The following is a 14,863-nucleotide window of genomic DNA, read 5'->3' as shown; positions in this document are numbered from 1 at the left end:
GACCTCCAGGAAGGAGATCGTGCCGTCCTGCCCCACCAGGAACTCACACGTGCCCGCGCCCTCGTACCCGGCCTCCTTCAGGATGGCCTTCGACGCCCGGTACAACTCCGCCATCTGAGCGTCGGACAGGAACGGTGCGGGCGCCTCCTCCACCAGTTTCTGGTGACGGCGCTGCAGGGAGCAGTCACGGGTGGAGACCACGACGACGTTGCCGTGCTTGTCGGCCAGGCACTGCGTCTCCACATGCCGCGGCCGGTCCAGATACCGCTCCACGAAGCACTCGCCGCGGCCGAACGCGGCGACCGCCTCGCGCACGGCGGACTCGTACAGCTCGGGGACCTCTTCGAGGGTGCGGGCGACCTTCAGACCGCGCCCGCCACCGCCGAACGCGGCCTTGATCGCGATCGGCAGACCGTGCTCCTCCGCGAAGGCCACGACCTCCTCCGCACCCGAGACCGGGTCCGGCGTACCCGCCACCAGCGGGGCACCGGCGCGCTGGGCGATGTGCCGGGCGGCGACCTTGTCACCCAGGTCACGGATGGCCTGCGGCGGCGGGCCGATCCAGATCAGCCCGGCGTCCAGGACCGCCTGGGCGAACTCGGCGTTCTCGGACAGGAAGCCGTAACCCGGGTGGATCGCGTCCGCACCGGACTGCTTGGCGGCCAGCAGCACCTTCTCGATGTCCAGGTAACTGGTGGCCGGGGTGTCACCCCCCAGCGCGAACGCCTCGTCCGCCGCGCGGACATGCAGGGCCGCCCGGTCCGGGTCGGCATAGACGGCGACACTCGCGATCCCGGCGTCCCGGCAGGCCCGGGCCACGCGGACAGCGATTTCGCCACGGTTGGCGATGAGCACCTTACGCAGACTCACGTGTGTCCTCTCACGACGAAGACGTCCAGGCGGGCCGCGTTGCGGCCGCCCAGGCGACGGCGGATCCATGGGCGGGGTTGGCCCGGCACCAGGCGAGTGCGGGGCGCGGCGGTGCCGACGTGCCCCCGGAACCGCGGGAAATGGTCAGCAACACCGCTGCCAGCGCGGCCAGTTCATCCGTGCCGGGACTGCCGTGTGCCACCACGACGAGCGGCCGGCCGGCGCTCACTGGGGCTGGTTCCCGTGCTTGCGGGTGGGCAGGGGGGCGTGCTTGTGGCGCAGCATGGCCAGCGCCTCGATCAGCCGGGACCGTGTCTCGGCCGGGTCGATCACATCGTCCACCAGGCCGCGCTCGGCGGCGTAGTAGGGGTGCATGAGCTGGGTGCGGTACTCCTCGATCCGCTCCCGGCGCGTCGTCTCGGGGTCGTCGGACGCCGCGATCTCCTTGCGGAAGACGACGCCCGCCGCCCCCTCCGCGCCCATCACCGCGATCTCGTTGGTGGGCCAGGCCAGGGCGAGGTCGGTGCCGATGGAGCGGGAGTCCATGACGATGTACGCACCGCCGTACGCCTTGCGCAGGGTCAGCGAGATCCTCGGCACGGTCGCGTTGCAGTACGCGTACAGCAGCTTCGCGCCGTGCCGGATGATCCCGCCGTGCTCCTGGTCGACACCCGGCAGGAAGCCGGGCACGTCGACGAGGGTGACCAGCGGGATGTTGAACGCGTCGCAGGTCTGCACGAACCGGGCGGCCTTCTCCGACGCCTCGATGTCCAGGACCCCCGCGAGGGCGGCGGGCTGGTTGGCGACGATGCCGACGACTTCGCCGTCCAGACGCGCGAACGCGCAGATGATGTTGGTGGCCCAGGTCTCGTGGACCTCGAAGTACTCGCCGTGGTCGACGATCTCGCCGATGACCTGCTTCATGTCGTACGCCCGGCCGGGCTCGGCGGGCACCAGGTCGTAGAGCGCCTCGTTGGTGCGGTCGGCGGGATCGTCGGCCGGTTCGGCGGGCGGGCGTTCCCGGTTGTTGGCGGGCAGCATCGAGAGCAGGTGGCGGACGTCCTCCAGGCAGGCCCGCTCGTCGTCGTACGCGAAGTGCGCGACACCGGAGAGCGTGGAGTGCGCGTCGGCACCGCCGAGCGCGTCCTGGGTGATCTGCTCGCCGGTGACGGCCTGGACCACGTCGGGACCGGTGATGAACATCTGCGAGGTGCCGCGCACCATGAACACGAAGTCGGTGAGGGCCGGGGAGTACGCGGCACCGCCCGCGCACGGCCCCAGGATCACCGAGATCTGCGGGATGACGCCGGAGTTGCGCACGTTGCGCTGGAAGATGCCGCCGTAGCCGGCCAGCGCGGTCACGCCCTCCTGGATGCGGGCACCCGCGCCGTCGCACAGGCCGACGATGGGCGCACCGGCCTTCTCGGCCAGGTCCATGATCTTGTGGATCTTCTCGGCGTGGGCCTCACCGAGCGCGCCGCCGAAGATGCGGAAGTCGTGCGCGTAGGCGAAGACGGTACGGCCGTGCACCGTCCCCCAGCCGGTGACCACGCCGTCGGTGTACGGTCGCTTCGTCTCCAGCCCGAACCCGGTGGCCCGGTGCCGGCGCATCCCCTCGACCTCGGTGTACTCGCCCTCGTCGAAGAGGAGTGCCAGTCGCTCGCGCGCGGTCAGTTTGCCCTTGGCGTGCTGCGCCGCGGTGGCCGCCTCGCCCGGCCCGAGGCGCACGGCCTCGCGGACCTGGGCGAGTTCGGCCGTGCGGGCGCTCAGGGATGAGAAGTGGGCCGTCGGTAACGGCCGTTCTTCAACGGTGCTCATGTGCCGCCCCCTTCTGGAAGGTCGTACAAGCGGTCATGCGAGGCTGTGCCCGGTGGCTAGAGCCGTCCTGGAAACCGTCTGGAAGCCGGGGTCAGGCGTGGCAGGCGGGCAGACCGCCGTTGAACTCCACCATCTCCGCGAACAGTGCCGGCATGTCCACCGGGCAGCCGCGCTCGGCCCCGCGCTCCTCGAGATAGGCGCGGTGCAGGTTCGGGACGATCCGCTCGGCGTCCAACAGCTCGCCGTAAGCGCCGAGTTCGGCCTCACGGGCCACGTCCAGGACGGTGGCCCCCGCCGCCACACCCTCCTTCGCGAGACGCTGGAGCAGCAGGAGATAGCCCTCGGTGGTGTCCAGCAGCTCCTCGCCGGCCACCGGCCCGTGCCCGGCCACCACCACGCGGGGCCGCAGGTCGCGCAGCGCCCGCACGGCGTCCAGCGAGCCGGCCACCGAGCCCATCGGGCAGAACGGTGTCGCTCCGGACATCACGATGTCCCCGGTGAACAGCACGCGCCGGCCGGGCAGCCACACCACGACGTCACTGCCGGTGTGGGCGGGACCGAGGTGCAGCACCTGGGCCTCCGTGTCGCCGACGTGCACGGTGAGCCGGTCCTCGAACGTCACCTCGGGCGGGCGCAGTTCGAGATCGCCCCAGCACACGTCCGGCCACAGCGTCGTCAGATGCTTGCCGACCTGGGTCACTTCGGTGCGGGTGCCGCGGTGCCCGACGACGGCGGCCTCGGGGAAGAGGTAGTTGCCGAAGGTGTGGTCGCCGTGCGAGTGGGTGTTGACCAGCAGCCGGGGCAGCGCGGGGCTGACACTCTTGACGGCCTCGCGCAGCGCCAGGGCCCGGCGCTCGGTCGCCGCGGTGTCGATCAGCAGGGACTCTCCCTCCGCCACGACGAGACCGGCGTTGTTCAGGCACCAGCCACCGTCCGGCTGGACGTAGGCGTAGACGTCGTCGGCGATTTCCGTCAGGTACGGAGGCATGCTCTCTCCTCGGTGGGTCGTTCCGCTCTCACCACGACCCTGGCGCCCCCGGCTCGAGGCCCACCGGCAGTCCCGCTCAAGCGCCTGCTCGCCGCCGTCGTCCGCCCCCTTCGCACAGCCGCCACGAGCGCGCCTGGAGCGTGTCTCGAGCGCCCGTCGAGCACGCCTGGAGCGGACGGTGCGTGCCGCGCGCGACCGGCTGCCCGAATCCTCACATACCGTCAGAAAGCGTTTACTCGCTCGGAACAAGCGCTGTGTATGATCAAGTTACTCAGGGGCCGACCGCCCTGAGGTGGGGGGCGGAACGTGATACGAGTCATGTTGGCCGAGGACATGGAGATGATCCGTGGTGCCCTCGTGGCCCTGCTGGCGGGCGAGCGCGGCATCGAGGTCGTGGCCGAAGTGGGCCGGGGGGACGCCGTCGTGCCGACGGCGCTGGAGCACCGCCCGGATGTCCTCGTGGTGGACATCGACCTGCCGGGACTGGACGGACTGAGCGCCGCCGCGGCCCTGCACGAGCAGTTACCGCAGTGTCGCACACTGGTCCTGACGGCGCTGGGCCGGCCCGGAGCCCTGCAACGGGCGATGGCCGCGGGCGTGAGCGGTTATCTGCTGAAGGAAGCGCCCCCGAAAGAACTGGCCACGGCCATCCGGCGGATCGCCGCCGGCGGTCGCGTCATCGACCCCGAACTCGCGCTGGCCTCCTGGGAAAGCGACGTCAGTCCGCTGACTCCGCGCGAGACGGAAGTGCTGCGCCAGGCGGCCACCGGCGCCGACCCCGCCGAGATAGCCCGCCGTATGCACCTGTCGACCGGGACCGTCCGCAACTACCTCGCGTCCTCGGTCAACAAACTCCACGCCCGCAACCGGCTGGACGCCGTGCGCATCGCCGAACAGGCGGGCTGGCTGTAGCCCATCGCGGCCCAAGCGCCGTACCTTCCGCGGCCGAACCTCCGCAGCCTGCTGCGGCCGGAGCGCAGCCCGTCGCGGCCAGGCCTCCGCAGCCCAGCGCGGCCCAAGCGCCGTACCCCACCGCGGCCGAACTCCGCGGCCCGCCACGGTCAGACGCTGCGGCCCGCCACGGCCAACCGCCGTACCCACCACGGCCAAAGCCCTGCCGGGGCCCGGCGGACCGGGCACCTCGGCAAGTCTTCGGGTGCCGCGCGGCGCGGCCCGCACCGCTCAGGTCGCCGCATATGTTCCGTACGCCGCGACGGACTGCGGAGCACGGGCGGTCAGATGGAACCAACCCCCCTCGTGTGTCCAGGTCAGCGTGCCGTCGAACGCGGTGAGCCGGGAGGAGAGGCTCGCCAGGCCGGTGCCCAGTGGCTCACCGCCCTCGAACTCGCCCATGTGACCGTCGTTGGAGAGCCGTAGCACGACGGTGTCGTCCTCGCAGCTCAGGGTGATCCGGCAGAGGCCGGCCCGGCTGTGGCGCAGGATGTTGGTCGCGCCCTCGCGCAGCACGAGCGAGAGCGCCGCGCCCAGCGCCGGATCGTGCACCTCCGAGGCGTCGCCGTAGACCAGGGTTTCCACGCCGGCCGCCGCCAGCACCCGGCGCACGGAGGCGAGTTCGACGCCGAGGGACAGCCGCCGCGCGGCCGAGGAGAAGGAGCGCATCTCGGCGAGCGTCCTGCGGGACAGTGCCAGCAGCTCGGCCACCTCTTCCCTGACCCGTGGGTCGTTCTCCACCAGATACCGGTCGACGAGTTCCGCCTTGACCGTGATGGCCGACAGACTGTAACCGAGCACGTCGTGCACATCGCGCCGCAGCTGGCGGTTCTCGCGCAGGGTCCGCTTCCGTTCCTCGACGATTCTGCGCTGCTGGGCCCAGAGCAGCTCCCGGATACGGCGCCGGCAGTCGAGCGCCACCACCGACACGACCAGGGCCAGCATGGGGTAGCTCAGCGCGCCCGGCATGACCACCAGCAACGGCGTCACCGCGAGCGCGGGCAGCAGTGCCAGGCAAGCGGACAGGCGGCGCGGTCTACAGCTCGAGGCATCCATGACCAGCAGGGCCGGGAGGCCCGCGTACATCAATACGGTCAGCAGGGCCACCACGCCCCGCAGTATTCCGTGGCCGCCCCACAGGGGGGCGTCGGCCACCATGGCCGCTCCCGCGGCCGGCACCATGACGATCACCACTGGAACCAGGCGTGTCGCACATTTTCTGCGCGCGATGTGAGAGATCACCTGGCCCTGCCTAATACGGCTCGGACGGGGTGGCCGATACACGCCATGACGCTGGGGGACAGCCCCCGGGTACAGGTGGTCAAACCGTAGAGATCGTGCATAACCATCCGGACCTCCTGTATTTTTTGTAGAGGCAGGTCACGAAATTACAAACCGGTCTCACGGTTCGTCAACGGTCACCTGTCCTCTCCCCGCAGCCCAGGGCACCACCTTTCGAGGACGTCAGGGCGGACGTCGGTCGATTGCCGGATGAACAGTCCGCCGGATCGCCGGGCGGCAGGGCGGGAGGCACGCCTCTTACCGAACCGACTCACCGGTATATTTTGTGTGAATGTCCTGTATCCGGCCGGGACATGAGCACAAGGAGCCGGGGCGGCGGCGAACCGCGGCGGTGAGCGGGGGATTCCCACCGCCGCGGCAGGCCGCCGCCCCGGTGACCGCCGGTACGGCGACGACCGCCGCACCGGTCACGTCGTACCGGCGGTGCCTGGGTCACGCCTTGGGCGCGGCCTCCCGGACGAAGTCCTCCAGCGAACGAGGCTTCACCTGCGGGTACTTGGCGTTGTCCAGGGTGTCGAACTTGCCCTTGCCGGTCACCATGCACCACTGGTACTGCAGACCCACGTACTCGAACGGGTTCTGGGTGGCGGCGGCCTGCCGGGTGATCTCGGCGCGCAACTCGTCGGCGGTGCCGAGGTGCTTCAGGGCCAGGCTGCGGCCGGTGGCCCGCTCCAGGGTCTGGTGGAACTGGCGCATCGACAGCACCTCACCGGCGAACCGCTGGGTGCCCTTGGCCTCCGGGTCGAGGGCGACCGCGGCGGTGAAGGCGGCGGTGTCGGGGACCGAGGTCATGTCGAGCGGCTGGTCGGGGTCGCCGAAGTGGGAGACGGTGCCCGCCTCCCAGTCGACGAGGCCCATGAAGCCGATCATGACCTCGTAGAACGCGCCGTTGAGCACGGAGATCACATCGAGGCTGGTGTCACCGTACGCGGCCGCGGCCTGCCGGCGCCAGCCGATCATGACGTTGTCCTCGTCGTCCAGCTTCGTGATGTCGATCGCGAAGTCGGACGGGATGAAACGGCGGGCACCGGCCTGCTCGGCGGCGCGCACCAGGTTCACCTGGCCGTCGATGATCAGGTCCGGGCCGCCCTGGATGGCCGAGACCACGGTCGTGGCGTCACCGATCGCGGCGGCCAGCTTCTCCACCGGGTCGGTGATGTCACCCTCGACGAGCTCCAGGCCACGGGCCTGAAGCGCGGTGAGGGCGGCCTTCTTGTCGCCGTCGGTGCCCGGCCGGACCAGCGCGCGCACGGAGGCGCCCTTGTCCAGCAGGTTGCTGACGATCTGACCGCCGAGCAGGCCGGTGGCGCCCGCCACGAAGATCTTGGATGCGGTGGTCATGGTGTTGTCGTTCTCCTCGGTAAGACCCGGGCCTCGGCCGGCCCGGACGTTTGTGCGCAAGGTGCGTGCTGCGGAGAGTGGTTCACGGGATGAGCAGGGTCTTGCCGATGGTGCTGCGCGCCTCCACGGCGGCATGCGCCTCGGCCGCCCGCTCCAGCGGGTAGCTCTGGCCGATGACCGGCTTGATCTCGCCGGCGACCGCCAGGCCGAGCACGTCGGTGACCAGCTCGCGGGCGAACGCGGGCCGGTTCCAGATGAGGCCCGCGCTGAAGCCGGTCAGGGTCAGGCCGCGACCGAACAGCTCCATGGGCTTCACGTCGAGCGGCTGCCCGCTGGAGAAGCCGAACACGATCTGCCGGCCGGCGCCGGGGGCGAGCAGCGAGAAGGACTCGCGCCCGAGTTCGCCGCCGACGTGGTCGTATACGATCTCGACGGCGCCCCCGGCGGCCTGGCGCACCTGGTCGGTCCAGCCCGGCAGCGAGTAGTCGATCACGTGGTCCGCGCCCAGCTCCTTGACGAGGCCGAGCTTCGCGGCGCCGCGGGCCGTGCCGATCACCGTCGCGCCGGCCCGCTTGAGCAGCTGGACGAGGATCGTGCCGACGGCGCCGGCGGCGGCCTGCACCAGGACGCGGTCGCCCGCGCCGACGCGTGCGGCGTCGATCAGGCCGCGGGCGGTGGCACCGTAGCGGTAGAGCGCGACGGCGTCGCGGAAGTCCAGCCCGTCGGGCACCGGGACGAGCTCATCGGCGGGCGCGGTGGCGAGTTCGGCGTAGCCGCCGACACCGCCGGTCGTGGCGAGCACCCGGCTGCCGACGAGCGCGGTGTCGACGCCCGCCCCGGCCTCGATGACCTCGCCCGCGATCTCCTTGCCGAGGATCACGGGAAGGGGCGCGCCGCCCAGGGCCCCGCGCATCATGCCGGAGCGGACCTGGGTCTCCAGGAACTGGATGCCGACGGCGGCGACGCGGATCGTCACCTCGCCCCGGGCGGGGCGCGGGTCGGGTACCTCGGCCACGGTCAGCCGGTCCGGAGGACCGAAATCTTTCAGCAGGACGGCACGCACCTGTCCTCACTCCTTCTTGGTGAATCGTGTACGGATTACTCGTCCGCGACGACGGGGACGAGCAGATGGCTGTCGAACCGGCCGCCGGTGCGGATGATGTGGTCGCCCGCGTTGCGGGTGACGCGGTGTCCGGGCAGTACGCCGGTGACGACATCGCCCGCCTGGACGACGACCTCGAGGCTCTCGCCCGGCTCGAAGAGCGTCGACGAGGGCCAGATCTCGATGTCGAGGGCGACCGGGACGCCGGGTTCGAGGAGCTCCTCGCGGTCGTGCGGGTGCCAGGGCTGCCACGGAGTGGAGCGCTGCTCGTCCAGGGCCCGGTGGCTGGCCCGCAGCCAGCCGAGGGCGACGGGGCCGTTGTCGTACAGCGCGAAGAACGGGAACGGCACCTCCTCGCCCGAGGCGTCCCTCTTGCGCAGCGCGACGAAGACGTCGGCGTCGTCGGAGCCCCGCGCCTCCAGCCACAGCCGCAGCTTGGCGTGGCCGGTGAGCCGGGTCCGCTCGGTGAACCGGTAGGTGAAGCGGGTCCCGCCGACCCCGTCGCCGTCCTGGACCGGGTAGCTCACCTCGGCCTCGGCCAGCGGCGGCTTGTCGGCCAGGGTGCCCGTGGCCGCGTCCAGGTGCAGCGGCACGTACTCGGTGCGGGCGATGGGCCACTCCCGCTCCTGTGCGACATAGCCGGCGTTCGCCCGTTCGCGCACCTCGGTGAGCACCTTCGGCCGCTCGGTCCAGCCGTTGTCCTCGCCCTTGAGTGCCCAGTCGAAGAACTTCAGCTGGCTGGCGACGTTCTCGGGCCGGTAGTAGTACTCCCAGGTCTTGCGGCCGTGCACCTCCAGCCACTTGTGGGCCGAGGAGATGCGCTTGAAGCCCTCCAGGGTGCCGCGGCCGTGCAGGCCCTGGTTGGACCAGCTGGCGACCACGTACGCGGGCACCTCGACGTTCTCCAGGACCGCCCGCTTGGCGTCCCAGTAGGCGTCGTCGAAGGGGTGCTCGGGGGCGAGGCGCTCCAGGTCCTCGACGCGGGTGGAGGAGTAGCCGAGGCTGTGCCGGGCGAACACCTCCATGAAGCCGGTCTCCGGGATGCCGCCGTGGTAGGCGATGTCCCGGTAGAAGTCGGTCAGGCCCTCCCACGGGTTGATGGCGGCCAGGTGCGGCGGCCTGGTCGCGGCCACCCGCCACTGGGCGATGCTCAGGTACGAGACACCGGACAGCCCGACCTTGCCGTTGGACCAGTCACGGGTGCCGGCCCACTCGATCGCGTCGTGGAAGTCCTGCGCCTCCTGCTCCGAGGCGAGGGTGTAGTCGCCGGGGGTGCTCCAGGTGCCGCGCGGGTCGATGTAGATCACCGCGTAGCCGTGGCGGCACCAGAACAGCGGGTCCGGGGCCTCGATCGCCGCGTACGGGGAGACCCAGGACGGGTCGACACCGCTGGCGGCGCTGCGGCTGGGAGCGGTGCTGCGGCCGCCGTGCTTGCCGTAGGGGCCCCAGGAGATCAGCACGGGCAGCGGTGCCGTGCCGGGGTCGGCGGGCCGGTGCACGTCGGCGTACAGGACGCTGCCGTCACGGACCGGGATCTCCACGTCGCGGTCGATGCGCATCCCGTCGGCGACGCGCGATCCCGGCGCGAATCCCGGGTAGTTGCCGTCGGCGAGCGGGTTGGGCTCGCGGAAGTGCAGGTGCGGGTAGGTCAGTCGGTGCTTGTCGCTGCTCAACGAGGTCTCCTTGTAGAAAGGTCGGCCGTCAGGAGCGGTTCTTGGCGACGCGTGGCAGGACGAGTGCCGACGCCGCGCCGAGGACCACGAAGGCCGCGGCCACCAGGAAGGCCAGGCCGTAGCCGGAGACCAGGTTGTCCGGGGTGGGCTGAGTGTCACCGGAGAGCGACTGGATACGGCTCGTCGCGATGGTGGTGAGGATGGCGAGGCCGAGGGCGCCGCCGATCTGGCGTGAGGTGTTGAGCAGTCCGGAGACCACTCCGGCGTCGGCGGGCGCGACCCCGGAGGTGGCCGCCGCGGCGACGGGGGTGAAGACCAGTCCGACGCCGAGCGCCATCAGCATGCCGGGCAGCACGACCATCAGGACGAAGTCGCTGTGCGGTCCGAGCTGGGACTGCCACACGAAGCCGGCGAGCGCGCTGAGGGCACCGGCTAGGATGAGCGGACGGGTGCCGGCCTTGGAGATGAGCCGGGAGCTGAGCCGCGCCCCGGTCATCACCATCAGCGTGTGCGGCAGGAAGGCGAGCCCGGCCTGGACGGGGCTGTAGCCGCGCACGTTCTGCAGGTACAGCGAGACGAAGTACCACATCGACAGGAACGCGGCGTTCATCAGCAGTCCCACCAGATTGCCGCCGGCCACCGAGCGGGCGCGCAGCAGGCCGAGCCGTATCAGCGGGACCTTGGCGACGCGCTCTTCGACGAAGCAGAACAGCGCGAGCAGCACCAGGCCGATGATCAGCGGTGGCAGCACTTGCGGTGAAGTCCAGCCGTACGACGCGGTGTTGACGATGCCGTAGACGAGGGCGAGGAGGGCGAGGGTGACGGTGGCGGCGCCCAGGATGTCGAGCCGGCGCGGCCCCTCGCTGCGCCGGTGGTCGAGGTAGCGCAGGCATCCCGCGATGAGCGCGATGCCGATGGGGATGTTGACCAGGAGGATCCAGCGCCAGGACAGATAGCCGGTGAGCAGACCGCCGGCGATGGAGCCGACCGCGCCGGCGCCGCCCGCCACCGCGCTCCACAGACCCAGCGCGGAGGCCCGTTTGGGCCCTTCGGGGAAGGTGGTGGTGAGCAGGGCGAGGGTGATCGGCGACAGGAAGGCGGCACCGACGCCCTGCACGACACGGGCGACGATCAGCACGCCGGGGGTGCCCGCGAGTCCGCCGACCAGGCTCGCCGCGGTGAACACGGCGATGCCGGCGATGTAGACGCGCTTGCGGCCGAGGAGGTCGCCGGCCCGGCCGCCGAGCATGAGGAAGCCGGCGAAGGCGAGCGTGTAGGCGTTCACGACCCATTGCAGGCCGGTGTCGCTGAAGCCGAGGCCGCTCTGGATGGACGGTAACGCGACGTTCACGATGGACACGTCGAGCAGCACCATGAACTGGCCGAGACAGGCGAGGGTGACGATCACCCAGGGCGGTGCGGTGCGGCCCGGGGACGGCGGGGTGCCGGGAGCCGCGGTGGCCGCACCGCCGCTCGTGCCGTCCTGGGTCCCTAAGTGGGTCACGGTCCCTACCCCTTCTTCTCGATCGCTTCGGCGAAGGCCGCCAGATGGGTGGCCAGGCTCTTGATGTCGGCGGTGCTCCAGTCCTCCATCAGCTCCGCCACGATGGCGGCCCGGGCCTGCCAGAGCTTGCGGACGGCCTGCTTGCCGGCCCGGCTGACGCTCACCAGCTGGGCGCGGGCGTCCGCCGGGTCGGGCTCGCGGACGATGAAGCCGCGGGCCTGGAGCCGCTTGGCGGGCGGGGTGAGCGTGGACTTGTCGACCTCCATCAGGTCCGCGAGGACCGACAGCCGCACGGGTGCGTGCTGGGAGATCTGGGCGAGCAGCGTGTAGTCCCCGAGGGACAGTTCGAGACCGGAGGCCGCCATGATGCGGCGCCTGGCCGCCGTGGAGAACATCCAGTTCCCCACCACGGCAAGGGCCGACGCCACCTCACCGGAGGCCTCGCGCTGCTCGTCCGGTCCCTCTGGTGGATTGGCTGACGTGCGTCCCATGTCCGGCACCGATCCCGCTCGGTTGGTTGTGACAAACCAACTATTACTCGGTGGTCCGGTCTCTGGCAAGTACGTTCTTGCTCGATCCGGCCTCCAGCCGACTGCGAGCCAGGCTTGCGAGCGTCGCCGTACCGCAGTCGACATCAGCCCGCGAGGTGCACAGTGGAATTCGGAGTGACCTTCTTCCCGACCGTGGGTCCCGCCGACAAGGACGGCGCGACCTACTACGACGAGGCACTGTCCGTGGCCGAGCTCGCCGACGAGCTCGGCTTCCAGCACGTGAAGATCGTCGAGCACTACTTCTTCCGGTACGGCGGCTACAGCCCCGACCCGGTCACCTTCCTGGCCGCCGCGGCCGCCCGCACCCGCCGCATCCGGCTGATCACCGGCACCGTGCTGCCCGCGTTCACCCACCCCGTCAAGCTCGCGGGCAAGCTCGCCATGCTGGACAACCTCTCGCACGGCCGGCTGGAGGTGGGCTTCGGACGGGCCTTCCTGCCCGACGAGTTCGCGGCCTTCGGCGTGTCCATCGACGACAGCCGCGCCCTGTTCGAGGAGAACGTCGAGGCGATCCGGCGCCTGTGGACCGAGGAGGACGTGGTCTGGGAGGGACGCTTCCACAAGTTCGGCCCGGTCACCCTGCAGCCGCGCCCGGTGCAGCGGCCGCACCCGCCGACGCACGTCGCCACCGCCATGAGCCTCGAGTCCTGCGAGTCCGCGGGACGCGCCGGCCACCACCTGCTGCTCGTGCCGGCGACCTCCTCCGTCGAGAAGGCCCAGGAGATGCTCGGCGCCTACCGGGCGGCGCGCGCCGCGGCGGGCCACGAGGGACCGGGCCGCGTGCAGTTCAGCTACCCCACCTACGTCGCCGAGGACGGCGACGAGGCACGCCGCCTGGCCCGCGAGGACGACGAGGCGTACAACCAGCGCATGGCCGAGGCCGTCTCCGCGTGGGGACGCGTCTCCAGCAGCGCCTACCCCGGCTACGAGAGGATCCTCGAGGCCACCCGCACCTACGACTTCGACAAGAAGCTGGAGGCGGACAAGCTGCTCGCCGGATCGCCGGCCGAGGTCCGCGCCCAGATCGAGCGCATCCAGGGCTGGTTCGGACCGGACATCACCCTCAGCCTGACCATCCACTCCGGGCTGCTGCCCGTGGAGGTCGCCAAGCGCTCGACGGAGCTGTTCGCGCGGCAGGTGGCACCGCACTTCGCCACGCCGGCCCGATGACCGGGCCCGTACGCACCGTCACCGTGGTCGGTGCGGGCACCATCGGTCTGGCCTGGACCACGCTGTTCCTCGCCCACGGCCTCGACGTACGGCTCAGCACCCGCAGGACCGACGCCGAGCGGGCGGCACGCGAGGCGGTGGAGCTGTTCGCCCCCTCGCTGCCCGCGCCGCCCGCCGACCCGGCCCGGCTGCTGGACCGGCTCACGATCGAGCCGGACGTGGCCAAGGCGGTCGCCGGCACCGACCTGGTGCAGGAGAACATACGCGAGCAACTCACGTTGAAACAGGAGCTGTTCGCCGAGGCCGAGCGGGCCGCTCCGGACCACGTGCTGCTGCTGTCGTCGTCCTCGTCGCTGTCCGCGGACGCGCTGGGCGCCACCATGGACGACCCCTCGGGGCTGCTGGTCGGCCACCCGTTCAACCCGGCCCATCTGATGCCGCTGGTGGAACTGGTCCCGGGCACCCGCACCCGGCCCGACGCCGTCGAGCGGGCCGCCGCGTTCTACCGGTCCCTGGGCAAGGTGCCGGTCGCGCTGCGCCGCCCCATGGCCGGCACCCCCGCGAACCGGCTGCAGTCGGCCCTGTTCCGGGAGGCCGTGCACCTGGTGGCCGAGGGATACCTCACGGCCGAGGAGGTCGACGCCGTGGTGACCGGCTCGATCGGACTGCGCTGGGGCGCGGTCGGACCGTTCCAGGCGTTCCACCTGGGCGGCGGTCCCGGGGGCCTCAGGCGGATGCTGGGCGCCGTCGGGGACCGGATGGCCGCCGAGTGGGAGCACCTGGGCACGCCCGCGCTCACCGACGACATCGTGCGGACGCTCGCCGAGCAGACCGAGCGGGCGTACGGACAGGGCGCCGACGCCTACCGGCGGCTGGCCGCCGCGCGGGACGCGCGCCAAGGGGCCGTGCTCGCCGCGCTGCGGGCCGGCGAGGACACCGGGAGGGCCGATCCGTGACCGGCGGCATCACCGAAACGGTACGCGGCGTCGACGCCGACAGCTTCCGGGCGGCCCTGGCCCGGTTCGCCAGCGGGGTGGTCGTGGTCACCGCGCGCGACGCGCTCGGGGCACCGCACGGCTTCACCGCGAGCTCCTTCTGCTCGGTGTCGCTGCGGCCGCCGCTCGTGCTCGTCTGCCTGGCCGAAACCGCCACGTCGTACGACACGTTCACCCGGGCCACCGACTGCGGGATCAGCATCCTCGCCCACGACCAGACGGCCGTCGCGCGACGGTTCGCCACCCGGGGCGCCGACAAGTTCACCGACGGCGCCTTCGAGACACTGCCCAACGGCACACCGGCGGTGCGCGGCGCCCTGGCCACGCTCGCCTGCCGGATCCGGCAGCGGCACACCGCGGGCGACCACATGATCCTCGTCGCGGAGGTCACCCACACCGGCGAGGGCGAGGGGCACCCGATGCTCTACTTCGGCGGCGCCTTCCGGGAACTGGCGCCCTGAGAATACGGGTCAGCCGCCTTGCGAGCAGCCCTCGATCGCCGCTCTAGGAGACCGCATCAGACTCCTTTTCGCACCACGCACCAAGCACCACCTGAGAAGTCTCACGCATCACCTCACCATCGACACCACATCTGGAA

At 71.3% G+C, this 14,863-nt stretch carries 13 protein-coding genes; 4 read left to right on the top strand and 9 right to left on the bottom strand.

Features of this window, described 5'->3' with window-relative positions; genetic code table 11:
* The 3 genes from IE251_RS22485 to IE251_RS22475 all read right to left on the bottom strand — a co-directional run.
* The coding region (locus tag IE251_RS22485; protein ID WP_189754853.1) for an ATP-binding protein at positions 1–864 on the bottom strand (864 nt) is incomplete at its 3' end.
* A 231-nt stretch (positions 865–1,095) separates the two neighbouring features.
* Entirely contained in the window at positions 1,096–2,688 is a 1,593-nt protein-coding gene (locus IE251_RS22480) for an acyl-CoA carboxylase subunit beta (RefSeq protein ID WP_189754796.1), read from the bottom strand.
* A 91-nt stretch (positions 2,689–2,779) separates the two neighbouring features.
* On the bottom strand, positions 2,780–3,676 hold the full coding sequence (locus tag IE251_RS22475; protein WP_189754795.1) for an MBL fold metallo-hydrolase: 897 nt from the start codon (positions 3,674–3,676) through the stop codon (positions 2,780–2,782).
* 306 nt (positions 3,677–3,982) lie between these two features.
* On the opposite strand from IE251_RS22475, the gene IE251_RS22470 reads away from it, so the two are divergent.
* A complete protein-coding gene (locus tag IE251_RS22470) occupies positions 3,983–4,588 on the top strand; it encodes a response regulator transcription factor (RefSeq protein ID WP_229896890.1) in 606 nt (201 codons plus the stop codon).
* 270 nt (positions 4,589–4,858) lie between these two features.
* Here IE251_RS22470 and IE251_RS22465 read toward each other — a convergent pair whose 3' ends face one another.
* The 6 genes from IE251_RS22465 to IE251_RS22440 all read right to left on the bottom strand — a co-directional run bounded on the left by IE251_RS22465 (position 4,859) and on the right by IE251_RS22440 (position 12,040).
* Positions 4,859–5,785: a sensor histidine kinase gene (locus IE251_RS22465; RefSeq protein WP_189754794.1), complete on the bottom strand. Its 927-nt coding sequence runs from the start codon at positions 5,783–5,785 to the stop codon at positions 4,859–4,861.
* Positions 5,786–6,361: 576 nt separating this feature from the next.
* Positions 6,362–7,270: an NmrA family NAD(P)-binding protein gene (locus IE251_RS22460; RefSeq protein ID WP_189754793.1), complete on the bottom strand. Its 909-nt coding sequence runs from the start codon at positions 7,268–7,270 to the stop codon at positions 6,362–6,364.
* Positions 7,271–7,352: 82 nt separating this feature from the next.
* Positions 7,353–8,333: a quinone oxidoreductase family protein gene (locus IE251_RS22455; protein ID WP_189754792.1), complete on the bottom strand. Its 981-nt coding sequence runs from the start codon at positions 8,331–8,333 to the stop codon at positions 7,353–7,355.
* A gap of 35 nt (positions 8,334–8,368) precedes the next feature.
* Positions 8,369–10,045, bottom strand: coding sequence for a CocE/NonD family hydrolase (locus tag IE251_RS22450; protein WP_189754791.1), 1,677 nt, complete (start codon positions 10,043–10,045; stop codon positions 8,369–8,371).
* Positions 10,046–10,073: 28 nt separating this feature from the next.
* Entirely contained in the window at positions 10,074–11,549 is a 1,476-nt protein-coding gene (locus IE251_RS22445) for an MFS transporter (protein WP_229896889.1), read from the bottom strand.
* Between the two features lie 5 nt (positions 11,550–11,554).
* Positions 11,555–12,040, bottom strand: a complete 486-nt coding sequence (locus IE251_RS22440) for a MarR family winged helix-turn-helix transcriptional regulator (RefSeq protein ID WP_189754790.1) — start codon at positions 12,038–12,040, stop codon at positions 11,555–11,557.
* A gap of 162 nt (positions 12,041–12,202) precedes the next feature.
* Here IE251_RS22440 and IE251_RS22435 point away from each other — a divergent pair, with 162 nt between their 5' ends.
* Genes IE251_RS22435 through IE251_RS22425 form a run of 3 tightly spaced genes read left to right on the top strand, consistent with a single transcriptional unit; the run spans position 12,203 to position 14,726 of the window.
* Positions 12,203–13,270, top strand: coding sequence for an LLM class flavin-dependent oxidoreductase (locus IE251_RS22435; protein ID WP_189754789.1), 1,068 nt, complete (start codon positions 12,203–12,205; stop codon positions 13,268–13,270).
* Entirely contained in the window at positions 13,267–14,226 is a 960-nt protein-coding gene (locus tag IE251_RS22430; RefSeq protein ID WP_189754788.1) for a 3-hydroxyacyl-CoA dehydrogenase family protein, read from the top strand. Before IE251_RS22435 ends, IE251_RS22430 begins: the two co-directional genes overlap by 4 nt.
* Complete coding sequence (locus IE251_RS22425) at positions 14,223–14,726, top strand: flavin reductase family protein (RefSeq protein ID WP_189754787.1); 504 nt, start codon at positions 14,223–14,225, stop codon at positions 14,724–14,726. The genes IE251_RS22430 and IE251_RS22425 overlap by 4 nt, the downstream gene beginning before the upstream one ends.
* Positions 14,727–14,863: the final 137 nt, after the last annotated feature.

Origin of the sequence: Streptomyces eurythermus (genome assembly GCF_014649115.1) — a bacterium.
Taxonomy (GTDB): Bacteria; Actinomycetota; Actinomycetes; order Streptomycetales; family Streptomycetaceae; genus Streptomyces; species Streptomyces eurythermus.
The sequence above is the reverse complement of the archived record's forward strand: the minus strand, read 5'-3'. Positions and strand labels throughout refer to the sequence as shown.

Bases quoted from the DNA above. Each gene is read 5' to 3' on its own strand.
- IE251_RS22460 (WP_189754793.1), bottom strand. From the start codon at position 7,270: ATGACCACCGCATCCAAGATCTTCGTGGCGGGCGCCACCGGCCTGCTC.
- IE251_RS22475 (WP_189754795.1), bottom strand. From the start codon at position 3,676: ATGCCTCCGTACCTGACGGAAATCGCCGACGACGTCTACGCCTACGTC.
- IE251_RS22440 (WP_189754790.1), bottom strand. From the start codon at position 12,040: ATGGGACGCACGTCAGCCAATCCACCAGAGGGACCGGACGAGCAGCGC.
- IE251_RS22465 (WP_189754794.1), bottom strand. From the start codon at position 5,785: ATGGTGGCCGACGCCCCCCTGTGGGGCGGCCACGGAATACTGCGGGGC.
- IE251_RS22480 (WP_189754796.1), bottom strand. From the start codon at position 2,688: ATGAGCACCGTTGAAGAACGGCCGTTACCGACGGCCCACTTCTCATCC.
- IE251_RS22430 (WP_189754788.1), top strand. From the start codon at position 13,267: ATGACCGGGCCCGTACGCACCGTCACCGTGGTCGGTGCGGGCACCATC.